The organism is Sphingomonas sp. ID0503 (assembly GCF_048565625.1).
Classification (GTDB): domain Bacteria; phylum Pseudomonadota; class Alphaproteobacteria; order Sphingomonadales; family Sphingomonadaceae; genus JBLZUR01.
This window is the reverse complement of record NZ_JBLZUR010000002.1, coordinates 2535455-2553418: the sequence shown is the minus strand read 5'-3', so window position 1 is coordinate 2553418 and position 17964 is coordinate 2535455. Positions and strand designations below refer to the sequence as shown.

11 protein-coding genes are annotated in these 17964 nt (G+C 67.0%); 3 read left to right on the top strand and 8 right to left on the bottom strand.

Going from position 1 to position 17964, the window contains the following annotated elements; translation table 11 throughout:
- Window positions 1-31: 31 nt before the first annotated feature.
- Window positions 32-451, bottom strand: coding sequence for a TIGR01244 family sulfur transferase (locus tag ACM608_RS13470; protein WP_419683848.1), 420 nt, complete (start codon window positions 449-451; stop codon window positions 32-34).
- A gap of 186 nt (window positions 452-637) precedes the next feature.
- Window positions 638-2404, bottom strand: a complete 1767-nt coding sequence (gene recQ, locus ACM608_RS13465) for a DNA helicase RecQ (protein WP_419683847.1) — start codon at window positions 2402-2404, stop codon at window positions 638-640.
- Between the two features lie 358 nt (window positions 2405-2762).
- Between recQ and ACM608_RS13460 the strand changes: the two genes are divergently transcribed.
- Window positions 2763-3512, top strand: coding sequence for a hypothetical protein (locus ACM608_RS13460; protein WP_419683846.1), 750 nt, complete (start codon window positions 2763-2765; stop codon window positions 3510-3512).
- On the opposite strand, the gene ACM608_RS13455 is transcribed toward ACM608_RS13460, so the two are convergent.
- Both ACM608_RS13455 and ACM608_RS13450 read right to left on the bottom strand, forming a co-directional pair.
- Window positions 3513-5330, bottom strand: a complete 1818-nt coding sequence (locus ACM608_RS13455) for an ABCB family ABC transporter ATP-binding protein/permease (RefSeq protein WP_419683845.1) — start codon at window positions 5328-5330, stop codon at window positions 3513-3515. It lies immediately after the preceding gene.
- A gap of 85 nt (window positions 5331-5415) precedes the next feature.
- Entirely contained in the window at window positions 5416-7272 is a 1857-nt protein-coding gene (locus ACM608_RS13450; RefSeq protein ID WP_419683844.1) for a calcium-binding protein, read from the bottom strand.
- 287 nt (window positions 7273-7559) lie between these two features.
- Here ACM608_RS13450 and ACM608_RS13445 point away from each other — a divergent pair, with 287 nt between their 5' ends.
- Together ACM608_RS13445 and ACM608_RS13440 are read left to right on the top strand one after the other, a co-directional pair.
- Window positions 7560-8732 carry an FAD-dependent oxidoreductase gene (locus ACM608_RS13445; protein ID WP_419683843.1) on the top strand — a complete coding sequence of 391 codons (1173 nt, stop codon included), beginning with the start codon at window positions 7560-7562 and terminating at the stop codon, window positions 8730-8732.
- Window positions 8729-10261, top strand: a complete 1533-nt coding sequence (locus ACM608_RS13440) for a glycosyltransferase family 39 protein (RefSeq protein ID WP_419683841.1) — start codon at window positions 8729-8731, stop codon at window positions 10259-10261. The genes ACM608_RS13445 and ACM608_RS13440 overlap by 4 nt, the downstream gene beginning before the upstream one ends.
- 138 nt (window positions 10262-10399) lie before the next feature.
- Here ACM608_RS13440 and ACM608_RS13435 read toward each other — a convergent pair whose 3' ends face one another.
- The 4 genes from ACM608_RS13435 to ACM608_RS13420 form a co-directional block, all read right to left on the bottom strand.
- Window positions 10400-11620, bottom strand: coding sequence for an argininosuccinate synthase (locus tag ACM608_RS13435; protein ID WP_419683839.1), 1221 nt, complete (start codon window positions 11618-11620; stop codon window positions 10400-10402).
- A gap of 511 nt (window positions 11621-12131) precedes the next feature.
- Window positions 12132-14726 (bottom strand): class I SAM-dependent DNA methyltransferase, encoded by a 2595-nt coding sequence (locus ACM608_RS13430; protein WP_419683837.1) that lies wholly within the window; start codon window positions 14724-14726, stop codon window positions 12132-12134.
- A 392-nt stretch (window positions 14727-15118) separates the two neighbouring features.
- Complete coding sequence (locus ACM608_RS13425) at window positions 15119-16534, bottom strand: amidohydrolase family protein (protein WP_419683836.1); 1416 nt, start codon at window positions 16532-16534, stop codon at window positions 15119-15121.
- The gene (locus tag ACM608_RS13420) at window positions 16531-17952 is read right to left on the bottom strand and encodes an amidohydrolase (RefSeq protein WP_419683835.1); all 1422 of its coding nucleotides are present in this window, start codon (window positions 17950-17952) and stop codon (window positions 16531-16533) included. The genes ACM608_RS13425 and ACM608_RS13420 overlap by 4 nt, the downstream gene beginning before the upstream one ends.
- Window positions 17953-17964 lie beyond the last annotated feature (12 nt).

Below are 17964 nucleotides of genomic sequence, written 5' to 3'. Positions count from 1 at the left end.
CCTGCTTTCGCAGGAGCACTTCCGAGGGCGGTCAGACCATCCGGTTCAGGATAGGACGGATCGAGGTGAGGTCGTAGCCGGCTCCCTCCGCCTTGGCCTGGAGCGTGTCGAGATCGTCGCCCATGCTGGCGCGGGCGAGGGCCCAGAGGAGGGTCGAGCGGGTGCCGGAGCGGCAGAAGGCGAGGACCCGCCCGTCTGCGCTTTCGAGGGCGGAGCGCATGGCGTCCACCTGCGGCGCGCTGAAGCCGGCGTGGGTGACGGGGATGGCGACGTAGTCGAGGCCCGCCGCTTGCGCCGCCGCCTGGATCTCGGCGCTGCTGGGCTGGCCGGGCTGTTCGTCGTCAGGGCGGTTGTTGATGACCATCTTCACGCCCTGCGCCTTCGCCTCGGCGAGGTCGGCGGGCTGGATCTGGCCAGCGACCATGATGGTGTCGTCGAGGGTGCGGAACATGGGCGGTCTCCTTTGGTGCAAGATCTTAGACCCTGAGCGGTTGCCGCGTCGATCCTCCCCGGCACGGGGAGGTGGCAGCGCGAAGTGCTGACGGAGGGGGGCGCTCAACAGGCGGACGGTCGTTTGCGGACCGCCCCTCCACCGCCTGCGGCGGTCCCCCTCCCCGTGCCGGGGAGGATCGGTGCCTCAATCCCGCCCGTTCAGGACATCCAGGAAGGCTTGGCCGTATTCCTTCAGCTTGCGGGTGCCGACGCCGCTGATCTCGGCGAGGCCGCGCAGGTCGTAGGGGCGGGTGGCGGCCATTTCGCGCAGGGTGGCGTCGTGGAAGATGACATAGGGAGGCACGCCGAGTTCGTTCGCGATCTCGCGGCGGCGGGCGCGGAGTGCGTCGAAGAGCGGGTCGTCTGGGTAGTCCTTGCCCGTGCCGTCCTTGCGGCGGCGTTCGCGCTTGGGGGGTAGAACCAGCGCGACGGTCTCCTCGCCCTTCAGGATCGGTTTCGCGCCGGGACCGAAGGAGAGGCCGCCATAATCGTCGGCGCGGAGTGCGTCGCGGGCGAGGAGGGCGCGAGCGACAGGCTTGACCAGCCGCATCTCCTCCTCATCGGCGATGCCGAAGACCGAGAGCTTGTGGTGGCCGAAGCCGCGGATCTTGTCGTTGTCCTTGCCGGCCAGCACGTCGGCGAGATGGGTGACGCCGAAGCGCATCTCGGTGCGAAAGGCGGCGGAGAGGAACTTGCGGGCGATCTCGGTCGCGTCGACGGTCTTGGGCGGCGCGAGGCAATTGTCGCAATTGCCGCAGCGTTCGGGCGGGGTCTCGCCGAAATGGCGGAGCAGGATGGCGCGGCGACAGCCGGCGCTTTCGACCAGCCCGGCCATCGCGTTCAGGCGCTGGCGCTCGCCGGCGCGGCGGCTCTCCTCCAGCTCCTCGACACGCTTGCGGGCGCGGCTGAAGTCCTCGGCGCCCCAGAAGAGATGAGCGACCGAGGGCTCGCCGTCGCGACCGGCGCGGCCGGTTTCCTGATAGTAGGACTCGATCGACTTGGGCAGGCCGGCATGGGCGACGAAGCGGACGTCCGGCTTGTCGATGCCCATGCCGAAGGCGACGGTGGCGACCATCACCATGTCCTCCGACGCGACGAAGGCGGCCTGATTGCGGGCGCGGATGGGGGCGTCGAGGCCGGCGTGATAAGCGCGGGCGGGACGGCCGGTGGCCTGTCCGATGCTGAGTGCCAGCCGCTCGGTCGCATCGCGGGTGGGGGCGTAGACGATGCCGGGGCCGGGGGTCGCGGTGACGAGATCGGCGATCTGGCGGGGGACACCGTCGCGCGGGGATATGCTGTAGCGGATGTTGGGACGGTCGAAGCCGGCGACGATCAGCCCGTCCTCGGGGATGCCGAGCTGGGTTAGAATGTCGCGGCGAGTGGCGTTGTCGGCGGTGGCGGTGAGCGCCAGGCGCGGCACGTCCGGGAAGCTGTCGAGGAGGGGACGGAGCAGGCGATAGTCGGGGCGGAAGTCGTGGCCCCATTCGGACACGCAATGCGCCTCGTCGATGGCGATCAGCGACAGGCGGACCTCGGTGAGGAGGCGGCGGAAACCCTCGCCGGATGCGCGTTCGGGCGCGGCGTAGAGGAGGTCGAGCTCGCCGGAGCGGAAGCGGCGGAGGGTCTCGTCACGGTTCTCGTCGGCGGAGGTGAGCGCGGCGGCGCGGATGCCGACCGCCTCGGCCGAGCGGACCTGATCGTGCATGAGCGCGATGAGGGGGGAGATGACGAGGCCGGTGCCTTGGCGGGCGAGGGCGGGAAGCTGGTAGCAGAGCGACTTGCCGGCGCCGGTGGGCATGACGGCGAGGGTGTCGCGGCCCGCCATGATGCGATCGATCACCGCCGGCTGCGAGCCACGCAGGCTGGAATAGCCGAAGGTGCGGTGGAGGATCTCGGCGATGTCGGGGTGCATGGGGCGGCGATAGCCTCACCGTCATCCTCGCGAAAGCGGGGATCGCTGAACGGCGGCACCACGGCGGGAGATGGCGTGCGAGCTGAACGCGATCCCCGCTTTCGCGGGGATGACGGGAAAGGGGCGGCTTGGACGCGAGGGGGTGATCCTCCGCTGGAAGGGGAGGGGGACCGCCGCTGCCCAGCAGGGTGGAGGGGTAGGTTCAACAGTTACGGCGGTTTGTGTGTGCGGCACCTACCCCTCCACCGCCTTCGGCGGTCCCCCTCCCCCTCCGGGGGAGGTATCAGGTTGGTCGAGCTGCTTGCCGTGTTTGTCGCAGGTGGCTCGCTTGTGACCGGGGGGCCGGTGATGAGGCGGCATGAGCACGATGATCGATGCGCCCGTGATGGGCGGGACACGTCCGCAATCCGCCGAGCGGCGGTTCTTTGCGCGGATGACGTATATGATGGCGGCGCTGGTGCTGATCGGCTTTGCGCCGAGCTTCTATCTGCGCGGGCTGGTGCATTATCCGCGGCCGAATCCGACGCTGAACCCGATGGTGATCCTGCATGGGGTGATGTTCACCCTGTGGCTGCTGGTGTTCTGGGCGCAGACCGCGCTGGTCGCGGCGGGGCGGCGGGACCTTCACATGCGGCTGGGGATCGGGGGCATGGTGCTGGCGGTGCTGCTGGTGCCGGTCATGTATTTCAGCATGGTGGGACAGGTGGCGCGGGCGAACGGCCCGCCCTTCGCGACGCCGCTCGGCTGGACGGCGGTGCCGTTCGGAACGCTGCTGGCCTACATCCCGCTCGCCTATCTCGGCTGGCGGCTGCGCAAGGATGGGCAGGCCCATAAGCGGCTGATGCTGTCGGCGGCGCTGCTGTTCATGGGTCCGGCGGTCGGGCGCCTGCCGATCATGCCGCCGATGCTGATCGGCCATGCCATCCTGCAGACGCTGGCGGTGTGCACGTTCATTCCCCTGATCCTCTGGGACCGGCGGACGCTGGGACGGGTGCATTGGGCGACCAAGCTGGGCGTGGGTCTGGCCGCGTTCGCCGCCTATTTCGGCGCGTGGTTCTGCGTGAGCCCGTGGTGGGAGGCATTCGCGGCGACCCTGCCGGGAGTGTAGTTACTCCGCCGCGAGTGCTGCTTCCTCCTGCTCGGCCTGCTGGCGGGACCACATTTCGGCATAGGTGCCGCCCAGGCGGACCAGTTCGGCATGGGTGCCGCGCTCGATGATGCGGCCCGCGTCGAGTACGACGATCTGGTCGGCGTCGACAATGGTCGAGAGGCGGTGGGCGATGACGATGGTGGTGCGGTTGCGGGCGACGCCCTTCAGGGTGGCCTGTATCTCCGCCTCCGTCCGGCTGTCGAGGGCGCTGGTCGCCTCGTCCAGGATTAGGATTGGCGGGTTCTTGAGGAGGGTGCGGGCGATGGCGACGCGCTGCTTCTCACCGCCGGACAGCTTCAGGCCGCGTTCGCCGACCTGGGTTTCGAACCCGTCGGGAAGCTTGGCGAGCAGGTCCTCGATCGCGGCCCCGCGCGCCGCCGCCTCGATCTCCTCCGGCGTGGCACCGTCGCGGCCATAGGCGATGTTGTAGCCGATGGTGTCGTTGAAGAGGACGGTGTCCTGCGGCACGATGCCGATCGCGGCGCGGACGCTGTCCTGCCGCACGTCGGCGACATCCTGCCCGTCGATGAGGATGCGGCCGCCGGTCACGTCGTAGAAGCGATAGAGCAGGCGGGCGATGGTGGACTTGCCCGCGCCGGAGGGGCCGACGACGGCGAGCGTCGATCCGGCCGGCACGTCGATGTCGAGATCGCGCAGGATCTGGCGGTCGGGATCATAGGCGAAGGCGACATGTTCGAAGCGGATATGTCCGCCCTTCGGCTGCAGCGGCGGCGCACCCGGCTTGTCCACGACCTCGGCCCCGGTGTCGATCAGGCCGAACATCGCGCCCATGTCGATCAAGCCCTGCCGGATCTCGCGATAGACCATGCCGAGCAGGTCGAGCGGGCGGAAGAGCTGGGTGAGGAGGGTGTTGACGAGGACGACATCGCCGACGCTGAACCGGCCGACGCTCCAACCCCAGACGGAGAAGCCCATCGCGCCCGCCATCATCAGGTTGGTGATGAGCGACTGGCCGACGTTGAGGGCAGCGAGCGAGGTTTCGTTGCGGGTGGCGGCGACGGCATAGGCATCCACCGCGCGACCATAGCGGCGCGCCTCCCGCTCCTCCGCATTGAAGTATTTGACGGTCTCGTAGTTGAGGAGCGAGTCGACGGCACGGCCGACGGCGCGGGTGTCGAACTCGTTCATTTCCCGGCGAAGGCGGGATCGCCAATCCGTCACCATGCGGGTGAAGGCGATGTAGAGGGTGATCGCGGCGAGGGTGGCGAGGACGAGGCCGAAGCCGAACTTCACCTGGAAGATGATGCAGACGGCGGTCAGTTCGATGATGGTCGGCGCGATATTGAACAGGAGGAAATAGAGCATCGTGTCGATGCTCTTGGTGCCGCGTTCGACCACCTTGGTGACGACGCCGGTGCGCCGTTCGAGATGGAAGCGGAGCGAGAGGTTGTGGAGGTGGCGGAACACCTCCTCCGCGAGACGCCGCGCGGCGTCCTGGCCCACGCGTTCGAAGATGGCGTTGCGGAGATTGTCGAAGAGGACGCCGCCGAAGCGCGCGCCGGCATAGGCGACGACAAGAGCGATGGCGATGTCCGCGCCGTCACGCAGCTGAGGCGCCATGCGATCGATCGCCGCCTTGTAGGCGAAGGGCATGGCGAGCGTCGCCGCCTTGGCGAGGAGAACGCAGAAGAGGGCGAGCGCCACCCGCGCGCGCATCGCCGGCGCGTGTTTCGGCCAGAGATAGGGGATGAAGCGGCGGAGGGTTGCAAAGCCGGCTTCGACCGGTTCGGTGCTGACGGGACTATCGGGCGGCATTGCCGCCTAGATAGGGGCGTGTGACGGAAACAAGAAGGCCCGCCGGATCGCTCCGGCGGGCCCTCGGGTCAGGCCCGTCCGCCGGTCAGATCAAGTAGCTTGCCGTGACGAAGTCGAAATCACTCGCCTTAACCGACTTGACGCCCTCTAGCGTGGCGAGAAGCACGGCGTCGTACTCGCCACCTTTGCCATCCATGTCGAACCACAACTCGTGACTGGTCGAGTTGAAGATCAGGTTCGCCTTGCTGGCGGTGGAGACGGGGTCCGCCGTGCCCGACACGGTGGTGATGGCGACGCCCTTGTTATAGGGGAAGCCCAAGCCGAGGCTCGCGCCATACAGGCCAATCTTGTCCTGGCCCGACTTGAAGTCGGTGATGGTGTCGCCCAGCCAGGTGTCGTTGGAGTAATAGTTGAAGCCTAGGCTCAGTTCGAAGAAGTCCTTGCCGGCGCCGCCGGTGAAATGGTCCGCCCCCGAATTCCCGATCAGCGTGTCGTTGCCGCCGCCGCCGACGAGGATGTCGTCCGCACCATTGCCGTCGAGGCGGTCATTGCCGCTGCCGCCCTTCAGGATGTCGTCGTAGCCGGTGCCGGTGAACCGCTCGATGCTCGTGAAGGTGTCGCCCTTGATATAGCCGTCATTGTTCTTCTGGTTGGAGAGGTCGAGGACGACCGACCAGTTGTAGCTGTAGAAGGTCACCGAGTCGGTGCCGGCGCCACCGTCGACGACATCCTTCTGGAGGTCCATGGTGTAGCCGTTTTCCGACACGTTGATGAAGTCGTTGCCGTCTTCACCATATAGCTTATCCGCGCCGAGGCCGTCGCTCAAATTGTCGCTATCCGCGCCGCCGCGAACGGTGTCGTTGCCGTCGCCGCCGTCCAGCTGGTCCGATCCCTTGCCACCGACCAGCGAGTCGTTGCCGTCGCCGCCGTAAAGGTAGTCGGACTGTGCCCCGCCGGTCACCTTGTCGGCACCAGAGCCGCCGTCGAAATCGAGTATCTCGAAGCCCTTGGCGGTTCCGCCGGCCTTGAACGTCAGCGCGGCCGCCATCTTGAAATTCTCGGCGTTGGTCTGATCTGAGAAGTCCAGGCTCAGCCGATCCACGCCCGAGCCGCCGTCCGCCTTGTCGCCAGCATGGAAGGTGATGCCATCGTTTCCGGCTTCACCGTTCAGCACGTTCTTGCCGCCATTGCCGTTGATGAAATCGTCGCCGGCACCGCCCTTGATCGTGTCGTTTCCGCCGGTGCTGCCGAAGGTGTAATAGGTTTCGCCGCTCAGATTATCGGAACCCGCCCCGCCTTCGATGCTGTCATTGCCATCGCCACCTTCGACCGTGTCACGGCCGTTGCCGCCGAGCAGGGTGTCCTTGCCCGCGCCGCCGATAAGGCTGTCGTTGCCCGCCAGGCCGCTGAGCTTGTCGTCGCCGCCATTGCCGTACAGCCGATCGTTCAGGACATAGCCGGTGAGGACGTCCTTGCCGCTGCCGCCCCAGATTGCGTAGCGCTCGAAGCCGGTGATCGATGCGCCGGCGAAGGTCACCGACTTCGCTGGCGTTGCCGCCTTGAAGGTCAGGCCCTTCGTTTCGAGGGAAGCCTCGATAAACAGGGTGTCGACGCCGTGGCCGCCGTTCAGCTTGTCGCCCTTGACCTGTTGGATCGCGTTGCCGACTCCCACGCCGGAGCGGCCGTCATAGAAGCTGCTGTCGTAGCCGACGAACACCTGATCATCGCCGTTTCCACCGTTGATCGAGTCCTTGCCCGCATCGCCGTTGATGATGTCGCCGCCGTTCCCGCCGATCAGGGTATCGTCACCCGCGCCGCCGTGGAGGCTGTCGTTGTTCTCGCCGCCCGACAGCTTGTCGTTGCCGAGGCCGCCGAACAGCAGGTCGCGCCCAAAGCTGCCAGTGTAGGTGTCGTTTCCATCTGTTGGAACAAAGCTCGCCATCGAAATCCCCTGCGCAAGAATCGGAGGGGCGCTCGCGACGATCGCAGCCTGATGACATCCCCCCGCCAACCTTCCCCCGGCCGGCGTCGGCGCTCTTAATGAAAACACACGCGGCCTGCCAGAGGATTTTGGGAGGCAGATGTGTCATGTTGTTAGCATGCGAGACATTTAGTGTGATCCAGAAGACTGTTTTCGTCGATATTCTTTGGATTTCGAGCGCGACGCGGTGGCGTTGAAAACCCGCTGATTTCCCGTCAACGTAGGGCGGAGCACGGAAGGAGCGTCGCGTGGACAGGCGGGGATTGATGCGCGGCGGGGCACTTGCGGCGGCCGGGCTGGTGCTTGGCCGTCCGGGCATGGCGCGAAGCCAGACCGGCTTCGCCTCCCCCCCCGCGATCGTGCCGATCCATGCGACGCCCGACCGGCTGTTCCGTGTAACCGTCTGCACGCGCCCCTTCCGCGCGGCCGGACCTCGCATCGAGGTCGAGCAGGTCGGGCGAAAGCGGGTCGTCCATCATTACGGTCATGGCGGCAGCGGCTGGTCACTGTCCTGGGGTTCCGCGCAGGAGGCGGTGCCGTTGGCGCTTGCGGACGGGGTGCGCGAAGTCGCGGTGATCGGGGCGGGGGCGATCGGGCTGACCACCGCGATCACGGCGCAGCGCATGGGGGCGAAGGTGACGATCTACGCCAAGGAGCGCTTCCCCTATGTGCGTTCGGCGCGGGCGACAGGTAGCTGGACGCCGGATTCGCGGATCGCGATAGAGGGGGCAACGGCGGCGGACTTCGCGACACGCTGGGAGCGGATGGCACGCGCCGCGTTTCAATATCATCAGAGCTTCCTCGGCACGCCCGGCGATCCCGTGGAATGGGTGGACCGCTACAGCCTGATGGAGCGGCATCACGGTGCGTCGGCGGAGGCGCTGCAGGCGGGGCGGCCGCAGTTCGCGACGTTTGGCGACCGTATCCGGGACATCACGCCCTCATCCGAGATGATGGTGGCGGGCACGCACCCCTTCGACGCGCCGGTGGTGCGCAGGACGGTGGCGATGACGTTCAACGTCGCGGACCTTGCCCGGCAGCTGGAGCACGACTTCCTGATCTCGGGCGGGCGCTTCGTGCCGGCCGAGTTCCATGAGCCGGCCGATCTGGCGCGGATCAGGGAGAAGGTGGTGATCAACTGCACCGGCTATGGCGCGCGGGCGCTGTTCCGGGACGAGAGCGTGGTGCCGGTGCGCGGGCAGATCGCCTGGCTGCTGCCGCAGCGCGGTGCGTTCTACGGGCTGTACCATGACGGGCTGTCGATCCTGGCGCGGCGGGATGGGATCGTGCTGCAGCCGGTCGGGGCGGACGATTACTTCGGCTACGGGGATGACAGCGAGGTGCCGGACTATGCGGCCGCCTATGAGGCGGTGGCGCATGCGGCGCGGCTGTTCCGCCCGCGCGGCGCGCCGTCAGCTTGAGACATCGGGCGTGGTTCTGGATCGGTGGCGCGGCGATCCTGATCGCGGGCGCGTTCCTGCGCGCCTACCATCTCGCCGCCAAGCCGCTGTGGCTGGACGAGGCGTATAGCGCCTATGCAGCGGCGGGCGGGTTTCGGTTCCTGTGGACGGTGGTGCCGACCTATGAGGTGCATCCGCCGTTCTATTATTCGCTGCTGCGGCTGTGGTCGCTGGTGTTTTCGGACAGCGTTCTGGGGCTGCGCAGCCTCGGGCTGGTTTGCGGGACGGCGCTGATCGCGGCGACGATGCTGGTCGCCGGGCAGGTGGGGCGCGGGATGCGAGGGCGGCCTTGGCTCATGCTCGGGGCGGGCGCAGCGGTGGCGTTCGCGCCGTCGCTGGTGATGATGGCGCGGGAGGTGCGGCCCTATGCGCTGATGGCCTTGGTCTATGCGCTGGCGATCGGGGCGTTGCTGCGGATCGGTGGTGAGGCGGGATTGCGGCGGCGGGGTCTGGCGCTGTTCTTCGTGGCCCAAGCGGTGATGCTGTGGACGCATAATCTGGGGCCGCTGTTCGGCTTCGCGCTGGGCCTTGGCTTGGCGGTGCAGTTGTGGGGACGGCGGCTGGCGCGGCGGGATTGGGCGGCGCTGGCGGCGGGGCACGTCCTGGTGGCGCTGTGCTATTTGCCGGCGCTGCTCATCATGCTCGATCAGATGCGCGAGTGGGAGCATTCGACCTGGTTGCGGTGGCAGCCGGGATTGCTGGGGCGGCGGCTGGCGGGGCTGTGGGTCACGACCTGGTGGCCGGCCTGGGGTGTTGCCGCCGCATTTGCGGTGGGCGGGCTGGCGTGGATGCTGTGGCGGGCGGAGCGGCGGCGGATGGGGGTGACGCTGGCGGTGCTGGCGCTGGTGCCGCTGGGGCTGACCTGCCTGATCTCCGCCACCGTCACGCCGGTGTTCATCCCCCGGATCATGTCGCCGACGATCGTGCCGCTGGCGGTGCTCGCCGCCGTGCCGGTGGCGGTGGTGCCGGGATGGTGGCGGGTGCTGCCGCTGGCACTGGCGCTCGTGCCGCTGGGGGACATGGGGCAGACCGGCTGGCGGGTGGCGAAGTCGCGGCCGCGGCAGGACTGGAACCGGCTGGTCCAGTGGATGGCCCCCCGGATGCGGGCGGGGGACATCGTGCTGTCCTATCCCAATGAGGGCGCGCTGCCTTTCGACCGGGCGGCGCGGGATGCCGGGTTGACGGTCGACAGCCGGCCGGTGCCGGGGCCGGTGCCGGCGCGGCTGGAGCCGGACAGCATCTATTCGACGGGCAGCCGGGGGGTGGTGCTGCTCAGGACGCCGCGGTTCCGAGAGATCGCGCGGTCAGAGGCGGTGGCGAAGGCGCCGACGGTGTGGCTGCTGCGGCTGGGGGGGAGTGCCTATGACTTCAAGGACCGGTTCCTGACCGCGCTGGACGAGGCGGACCGGACGGTGGTGGGGCGGTATCGGCAGGGCGCGATCGATGTGGTCGTGCTCAGGCGGGATGATGTGGTGCGGGGGCGGAAATGATCCTCCCTCGCCAGGGGGAGGTAGCGCTGACAAGCGACGGAGGGGGAGGGCGGCGGCGTCCTTGATTGCCGAGGCCTTCCCTGACCTCCCCCTCCACCAGCTTCGCTGGTCCCCCTCCCCCTTGCGGGGGAGGATCGATCAATCGCGGTCCCTCCGTCCCAGCAGCCGCAGCCTCAGCGCGTTGAGCTTGATGAAGCCCGCGGCGTCGCGCTGGTCGTAGGCGCCGGCGTCGTCCTCGAAGGTGACGACCTTTTCCGAATAGAGCGAGTGCGGCGACTTCCGCCCCACCACGTAGACGCCGCCCTTGTAGAGCTTCAGCCGGACGGTGCCGGTCACCTTCGCCTGGCTGTGGTCGATCGCGGCCTGCAGCATCTCCCGCTCGGGCGAGAACCAGAAGCCGTTGTAGATGAGCTCGGCATAGCGGGGCGCCAGCTCGTCCTTCAGATGCGCCGCACCGCGATCCAGCGTGATCTGCTCGATCCCGCGATGCGCCAAATGGAGGATGGTGCCGCCCGGCGTCTCGTACATGCCCCGGCTCTTCATCCCGACGAAGCGGTTCTCGACCAGGTCGAGCCGGCCGATGCCATGGGTGCGGCCGAGGTCGTTGAGCTTGGCCAGCAGGTCCGCCGGGCCGTGCGCCTGCCCATCGATCGCCACCGCATCCCCGCGCTCGAAGTCGACGGTGATGTACACGGGCGCGTCGGGCGCATCCTCCGGATTGACGGTGCGCGAATAGACGTAGTCGGGCACCTCCTCCCACGGATCCTCCAGCACCTTGCCCTCGGACGAGGTGTGGAGGAGGTTCGCGTCGGTGGAGAAGGGCGATTCCCCGCGCTTGTCCTTCGGCACCGGGATCTGGTGTGCCTCGGCATATTCGATCAGGCGGGTGCGGCTGGTCAGATCCCATTCGCGCCAGGGGGCGATGACCTTGATGTCGGGCGCGAGCGCGTAATAGCCGAGTTCGAAGCGGACCTGATCGTTGCCCTTGCCGGTGGCCCCGTGGGAGACCGCGTCCGCGCCGACCGCCCGCGCGATCTCGATCTGCTTCTTGGCGATCAGCGGCCGGGCGATCGAGGTGCCGAGAAGGTACAGCCCCTCGTAGAGCGCATTGGCGCGCATCATCGGGAAGACGTAGTCGGCCACGAACTCGTCGCGCAGATCCTCGATGAAGATGTTTTCGTCGCGCACGCCCATCAGCTTCGCCTTGGCGCGCGCGGGCTCCAGCTCCTCCCCCTGGCCGAGATCGGCGGTGAAGGTGACGACCTCGCAATTATAGGTCTCGCGAAGCCATTTCAGGATGACGCTGGTGTCGAGCCCACCCGAATAAGCGAGCACCACCTTCTTCACGTCCTGCGTCATGTCATCTCCCGAACGGGCCAGAGTTGCGGGGGCGCGATAGAGCGGGGGGCCGAGGGGGGCAAGGTTCGGGTGCGGGCGGGGGTGCGGGGGCGAGGGTTGGAGCGGGGTTGGAGGCGCGGAAGTTTGCCAAGTTAGCGCTACGTAAGCGCCGGAATCCGGGTGCGGGCGAGTTTTGGGGCGGGCTGAGGCGGTCGGAAAGTCGCAAAGGTCGTGCCTCAACGCGCGCGCGCACGCGAGGCGCGCGCGTACGTACGCGAGGGGAGGGCGCGCGCGAGGCCGGATAAGTTGCGGAAGTTGCGGTTGGCCGGCCATCACGGCGCGGATCGCATCGGTAGAGCGGCGACCGCGCGAGACCGATGTGCAGGGACGCGACGGGCGTGCACCGCAGGGGCACCGGACGACATGCGGCGGTCGCGAGAACGGGGCTGAAGTTGCGGATGGCGGCAAGGTGGCTCATCCGACAGCATGTGCCTGACAAGCCTGCCTGTAGGACAGCGATACTTGGGTGCCCCTACGCCTTGCCGGCGCGTTCCTGATTGAGGCGGAAGAGGCGGGCGAGGATCTCGTCGTCTGGGAGACCCTGTGCCGGATTGGCGGCGACACCGGCGCGCCAGTCGTCGCCCCAGCCATAGGCATCGGCCACCGCCTGATCGAGGGCGGCATGGGCGTTGGCCAGCCATTGCGGGCGCGCGTTGTAGAGGTTGGTGAGGGTGCGCTTCTTCAGCTCCTTCGCCGCGTCCTCATCCTTCGGCAGGATGCGGTCGGGATAGCCAGGCACGACCTCCGGCACGCGCACGACCAGATCGGCGGGGTTCAGCCAGTTCTCGCGCAATTCGTTCAGGCGCCGGGCGGCGGCGGCGATCGCCTGCGCGCGCGGATCGTCGGCGTAGTCGGCGGCGGGGATGTTGGGGGTGAGACCTTCGGGGAAGGGGAAGGTCGCGAACACGGATGTGTGCGTGTATCGCGGTCGGTCCTGTAGATCAGAGCCCTTTCGAAGCGACCACAATTCGTGAATACGATTATGTAAGAGCCCGAAAGAAGTATCGTCATCCCTAGGAATTACGATCAAGTTTTTATCTGGCAACACCGCTGGCGTTAGCCATATGAAAAGCCGGTGCTGTGCTGTTTCAGGCGTGACGATGTATCGCGTAAGAGGGGCTATACGCGTGCGCATTTCGGGACGGGGCCAGTGTGGTTCCCACCACCTCGGACCGGCTCGGTCGCCGAGTTCTGCCCGCAGGTGCTTGATCAGCTTTCCAGTGCTATCTGGCGTTGATTGTACGTGTTCAAAGGGACTTGCGAATAGGGACGCGTCTGTTTCTGAGGTTCCCAAGGGTAGATCAATCAACCATACATCTCGTGGCCGCGACGTAACATCATCACCATTCCAGTATGGCTTCAGAACCGCACTGTTGCTTTGACCATTTGGGTTCATCGGCTCTCGCAACCACTCGCGAGCGACCGTCCCAGGTACATCAAAAGGCCCACTTTTCTGAATACCGAGAAAGGCTCCGTCGTTGTTTTCTGATAGAATTCTGGTTCCCGTGAGGTCTAGGCCGGCGGTAAGATCGGCGTTAATTTTGTCTACAGGAATTCCATTCAGAACTGGTATTTTATCGTCCAGCCCAAAGCAAACGATGGATACATCGACTGCGGCACCGTTAAGCGCCCACCTGTCTTCACTTTGCGCAGCGAACACTCGCATAGAATTCACTATGCGATGAAGGACTGGCAAGTTGGTATTCTTTCGAATTGAATTTGTTGCAACAAAGCCAGCTCTTTGGCTGTTGCCAAGCTCGATTTGAGATCGGGCATTCTCAAACCAATAACAGACAAGGTCAGTGAAGCCGGGGAGGCGGCCAGTGTAAAGCGCGCGAACAGCGTTGGTGTAAGACGGCCCGAGCAGCCCTTTCATCAGCTTTGCGCCGAGATACGGAGGGTTGCCGATAATTGCGTCGGCGGGGGGCCAATGCATCGCGGTTCCGTCTTGGTTGATGATGGCATCCCGGCACTCGATCGTGTCGAGCGGGCGCAGAATTGGGTTCTTGGCGGCGTCGAAGCCGTTGCGGCGCATCCACTGGATTTCACCGATCCACACGGAGACGCGGGCGAGTTCGGCGGCGTAGGGGTTGAGTTCGATACCCAGCACGTTTTCCGGCCCGGTACGGGGAAAGCCGCGCGGCAGGCCGAGCGCCTCCGCATCGAGGTTGGCGCGGTGTTCGATATCCTTCAGCGCCCGCAGAGCGACGTAGAGGAAGTTGCCGGAGCCGCAGGCGGGATCGAGGATGCGGAAGCGGGCCAGCCGCTCGATGAAGGCGGAATGGATCGCGGTGGCATCATCGCGCAGCTTTTCCGCGCGGCGTCGCTCCGTGGGGGAGAGCAGGCGTTCGGCCGTCCGCTTCGGCGCGCTGTCGATGAGGGCGGTCATCTTCGCCAGCGCCTCGGCCCATTCCGCCGCCAGCGGATCGATGATGACGGGGCGGACGATCATCATGATCTTTTCGCGGTCGGTGTAATGCGCGCCGAGCTGGCTGCGCTTGGCCGGATCCAGCCCGCGTTCGAACAGGGTGCCGAGGATCGACGGATCAATCTGCGACCAGTCACGGCGCGCGGCCTTCAGCAGATCCTCGATATCCTCCGCGTTAAGGGGAAGGGCGTGGGCATCCTCGAACAGGCCGCCGTTGAACCATTCGACGCTCTCGAACCCCACCGCGCCGCCCGTCGCCATCGCGCCGAACAGCATCTCGGCATTGGCGGTGAAACTGTCCGCCCGGCTGCGGCTGCGTTCCAGCATGCGGGTGAAGAGATTGTCGGGGAGGAGGCCGACATCCTCCGCGAACATGCAGAACACCAGCCGGTTGACGAAGTGGGCGACCTGATGCGGTTCTTGGCCACGGTCGCGCAGGCGTTGGGCGAGGCCGGCGAATCCGGCCGCCGTCTCCTCGGTAAGGTCCTGCCGGGACTTGGCGGGCTTGAAGATTTCGGGATCGAGGAAGGCGGCGCGGAGACGATCGCGCACGCTGGCATCGATCAAGTCCTCGGTCGCGAATTCGTGCACCTCCTGCACCGTGTTGGTCCAGTTGGTGCGGATGATGATGCGGTCCATGTCGGACACGATCAGGAGGGGCGGGTTCTCCAGCGCGACGGCGTATTGGAGGAGCTGGGCGTTCGCCTTGTCGAGATTGGCGTGCTTGCCCTTGTATTCCCAGCCGAAGCAGCCGCGCCGCCAGACATCGGCCCAGCCCTCACCGCCGCCGGTTTTGGTGGCACCCTTCTCAAAGGTGAACCACTCACCCGACGGATCGGCGGAGATCGGATCGAGGATGCCGAGAAGGGCGCAGAGATCGTTGAAGTGGGTCTGCGAGGCCGACCGCTCCTTCAACTCGACATGGCGCCATTTGTTGAGGAATTCGGTGGGAGTCATCAGCGGATGTGTAGTGCGAGCGCCTCTTCCGCCGCAATCCTTATGGGAGCGACACTTCGGCCGCTCCCCTTACCTCAATGCTGATACGCCTTCGGCAGCGAGCCTTCCCTCGGGTCGAGATACCGCTGTCGCAACCGCGTCTGGCGGCTGGTCATCGGTTGGGCGATGCCGTCGATGTAGACGGCGACGGCTTCGCTCGACAGTTCGAGGGGGTCGCCGTCCCACACCACCACGTCGGCACGGCGGCCGGGGCGGAGGGAGCCGATTTCTCCGTCCATGCCGATGGTCTGCGCGGGCTTCGACGTGATGGTGGCGAAGGCCGCGCCCCAGTTCAGGCCTGACGCGCCGGGCACCTTGGTCAGCGCGACGAGGTTGCCGGCATATTGCGTCAGGTACGAATTATACGGCCCTTCCGATCCGTCGACGGTGGAGATCGCGACGGTGACGCCCGCCTGCACCAGACGCCCGACATTGGACTGGGTGGCGGAGAGCTGCTCGAACTTGCTGGGCAAATCGGCGAGCGCGGTGGCGATGACGGGGACGTTCGCCGCCGCGATCTGCGGGGCCATGCGCCAGCCCTCCGCCGCGCCGACGAGGACCATCTTCACCGCCGGGAACTCGGCCTTGAGGGCGAGGGCGGCGCGGATGTCGGCGACGCGGTTGGCGTGGACGAAGAGGGGCATGCGGCCCTCCACCACCGGGCGGAGCGCGGCGGCGTCCTGCTTGGTGATGATCGCGTCCTTGGTGACGAGCGTCGCCTGCGCGGGATCGCGCGCGGCGTTGAGCGCGGCGCGGATCATCGCCTGGGCGGCGGGGCGGCTGCCGGCCCGGTCGGTCGAATCCTCGCCCAGCTCGACATACTGGAAGGCGCGGGGGCGGGTGACGGGATCGAGATCGGCGCCGAGATCGATCACCGCGCCCTGGCCGCCGAAGATGGTGCTGCCGGCGACGGGCACGACGAAGGCGCGGGTGACGCCGGTCATGCGATCATTGGCGATGGCCGGGCCGCTCTCGTTGATCGCGGTGGACAGATCGAGCGCGGCGGAGAAGGGCGAGTCCTTCGCGCGGGCGTCGTTGGTTTCCTGGATGCCATAGGCGTCGGCGATGCCGATATCGGTGTTGGCGGTGACGATGCCGGGGGAGACCCATTTGCCGGTGGCGTCGACCACCCGCGCGCCGGCGGGCACCGCGACGCCCGCACCGGCCGCGACGACGCGGCCGTTGGCGATGACGACGGTGCCGTTCTGGATCGGCTGGGAGCCGTCGCCGATCGCGATGGTGCCGCCGGTGAAGGCGACGGTTTCGGCGAGGGCGGGGGTCGAGAGGAGGGCGGCGAGGGTCAGCAATCCTCCCCGGAACGGGGAGGGGAACCGCCGCAGGCGGTGGAGGGGGCGCTCAGCGAGCGAACCGGTGTGGGTGCGGGAAGCCCCCTCCACCATGCTGCGCATGGTCCCCCTCCCCGTGCCGGGGAGGATCGCGATCTTCTTCACTTGACGTCTCCTTCGCCGGGCTGGCCCAGCTCGAAATCGGATACCGGGCGCAGCTTCGGGTTGGCCGCGTCGTAGAGGAGGGCGCCGTCGACCCAGACCATCTGCGGCCGGGTGTAGACGCTGAGCGGGTTGCCGTTCCAGAGGACCACGTCGGCCATCTTGCCGGGCTTCAGGCTGCCCGTCCGGTCGGCGATGCCGAGCGCGCGGGCGGGGGCGATCGAGAGCCAGGTCCAGGCGACCTCGTCGGGAATGGTGAAGCCGGCGTGGCGGCCGGCGGAGAGGGCCTTCGCCACCTCCTGATTGAGGCGCTGGATGCCGTTCTGATCGTCCGAATGGATCATCGCGCAGGCCCCCTGATTGTGCAGGATGGCGAGGTTTTCGGGAATGCCGTCATAGCTTTCCATCTTGAAGCCGTGCCAGTCGGCCCAGACGGCGGAGCAGATGCCGTTCGCCTTCAGGAGGTCGGCGATCTTGTAGCTTTCGACCGCGTGGTGGAAGGTGTTGACCTTGTAGCCGAATTCCTTCGCCATATCGATGACGTTGGCCATTTCGTCGGCGCGGTAGCAGTGGTTGTGGACGAGGATCTCGCCGTCCAGCACGCCGCGCAGCGTGTCCATGCCGATGTCGCGATCGGGCGCGTCGCCGCCGTCCTTTTCGTACTTCGCCCATTTGCGGGAATAGGCCTGCGCCTTGGTCCAGGTCTGCCGGTCGACGGCGATGTTGCCCATGCGGGTGGAGGGTTCCTTGCCCTTGGAGCCGTAGACGCGCTTCGGGTTCTCGCCGCACGCCATCTTCAGGCCATAGGGCGCGCCCGGGAACTTCATGCCCTGCGCGGTGCGGGCGTAGACGTTCTTGAGGGTGACCGAGCGGCCACCGAAGAGGTTGGCGGAGCCGGGCAGGATCTGCAGCGTGGTGACGCCGCCATTGGCGAGCGCGCGGCTGAAGCCGGGGTCCTGCGGCCAGACGCTGTGTTCGGCCCAGACCTCCGGCGTGGCGGGGGCGGTCGCCTCGTTCCCGTCCGAGAGGGCCTGGACGCCGGGTGAGGGGTAGTCGCCGAGATGGCTGTGCACGTCGATCACGCCGGGCGTCACCCATTTGCCGGTGCCGTCGATGATCGTGGCGCCCTGCGGCGCGGAGACGGTCTGGCCGACCTCCACGATCTTGCCGTCGGCGAAGAGGACGCTGCCATCCTCGATCCGCCCGCCCTCTCCGTCATAGATGGTGACGTGCTGCACCAGGGTCGGCACGCCCGGATAGGGCCGGTAGGTGGAGGGGAAGGGATCGCGGCTGTACTTGACCGGCGGGGCGGAGGACGCGCTCTTCGGCTTTTCGGCCGAGGCGCCGGTGCAGGCGAGCGCGGCGAGGGGCAGGAGAACGGCGGCGATCCGGGGAAGCGGACGGAGGAGGTGTCTCGGCATGACCCTGTTCTG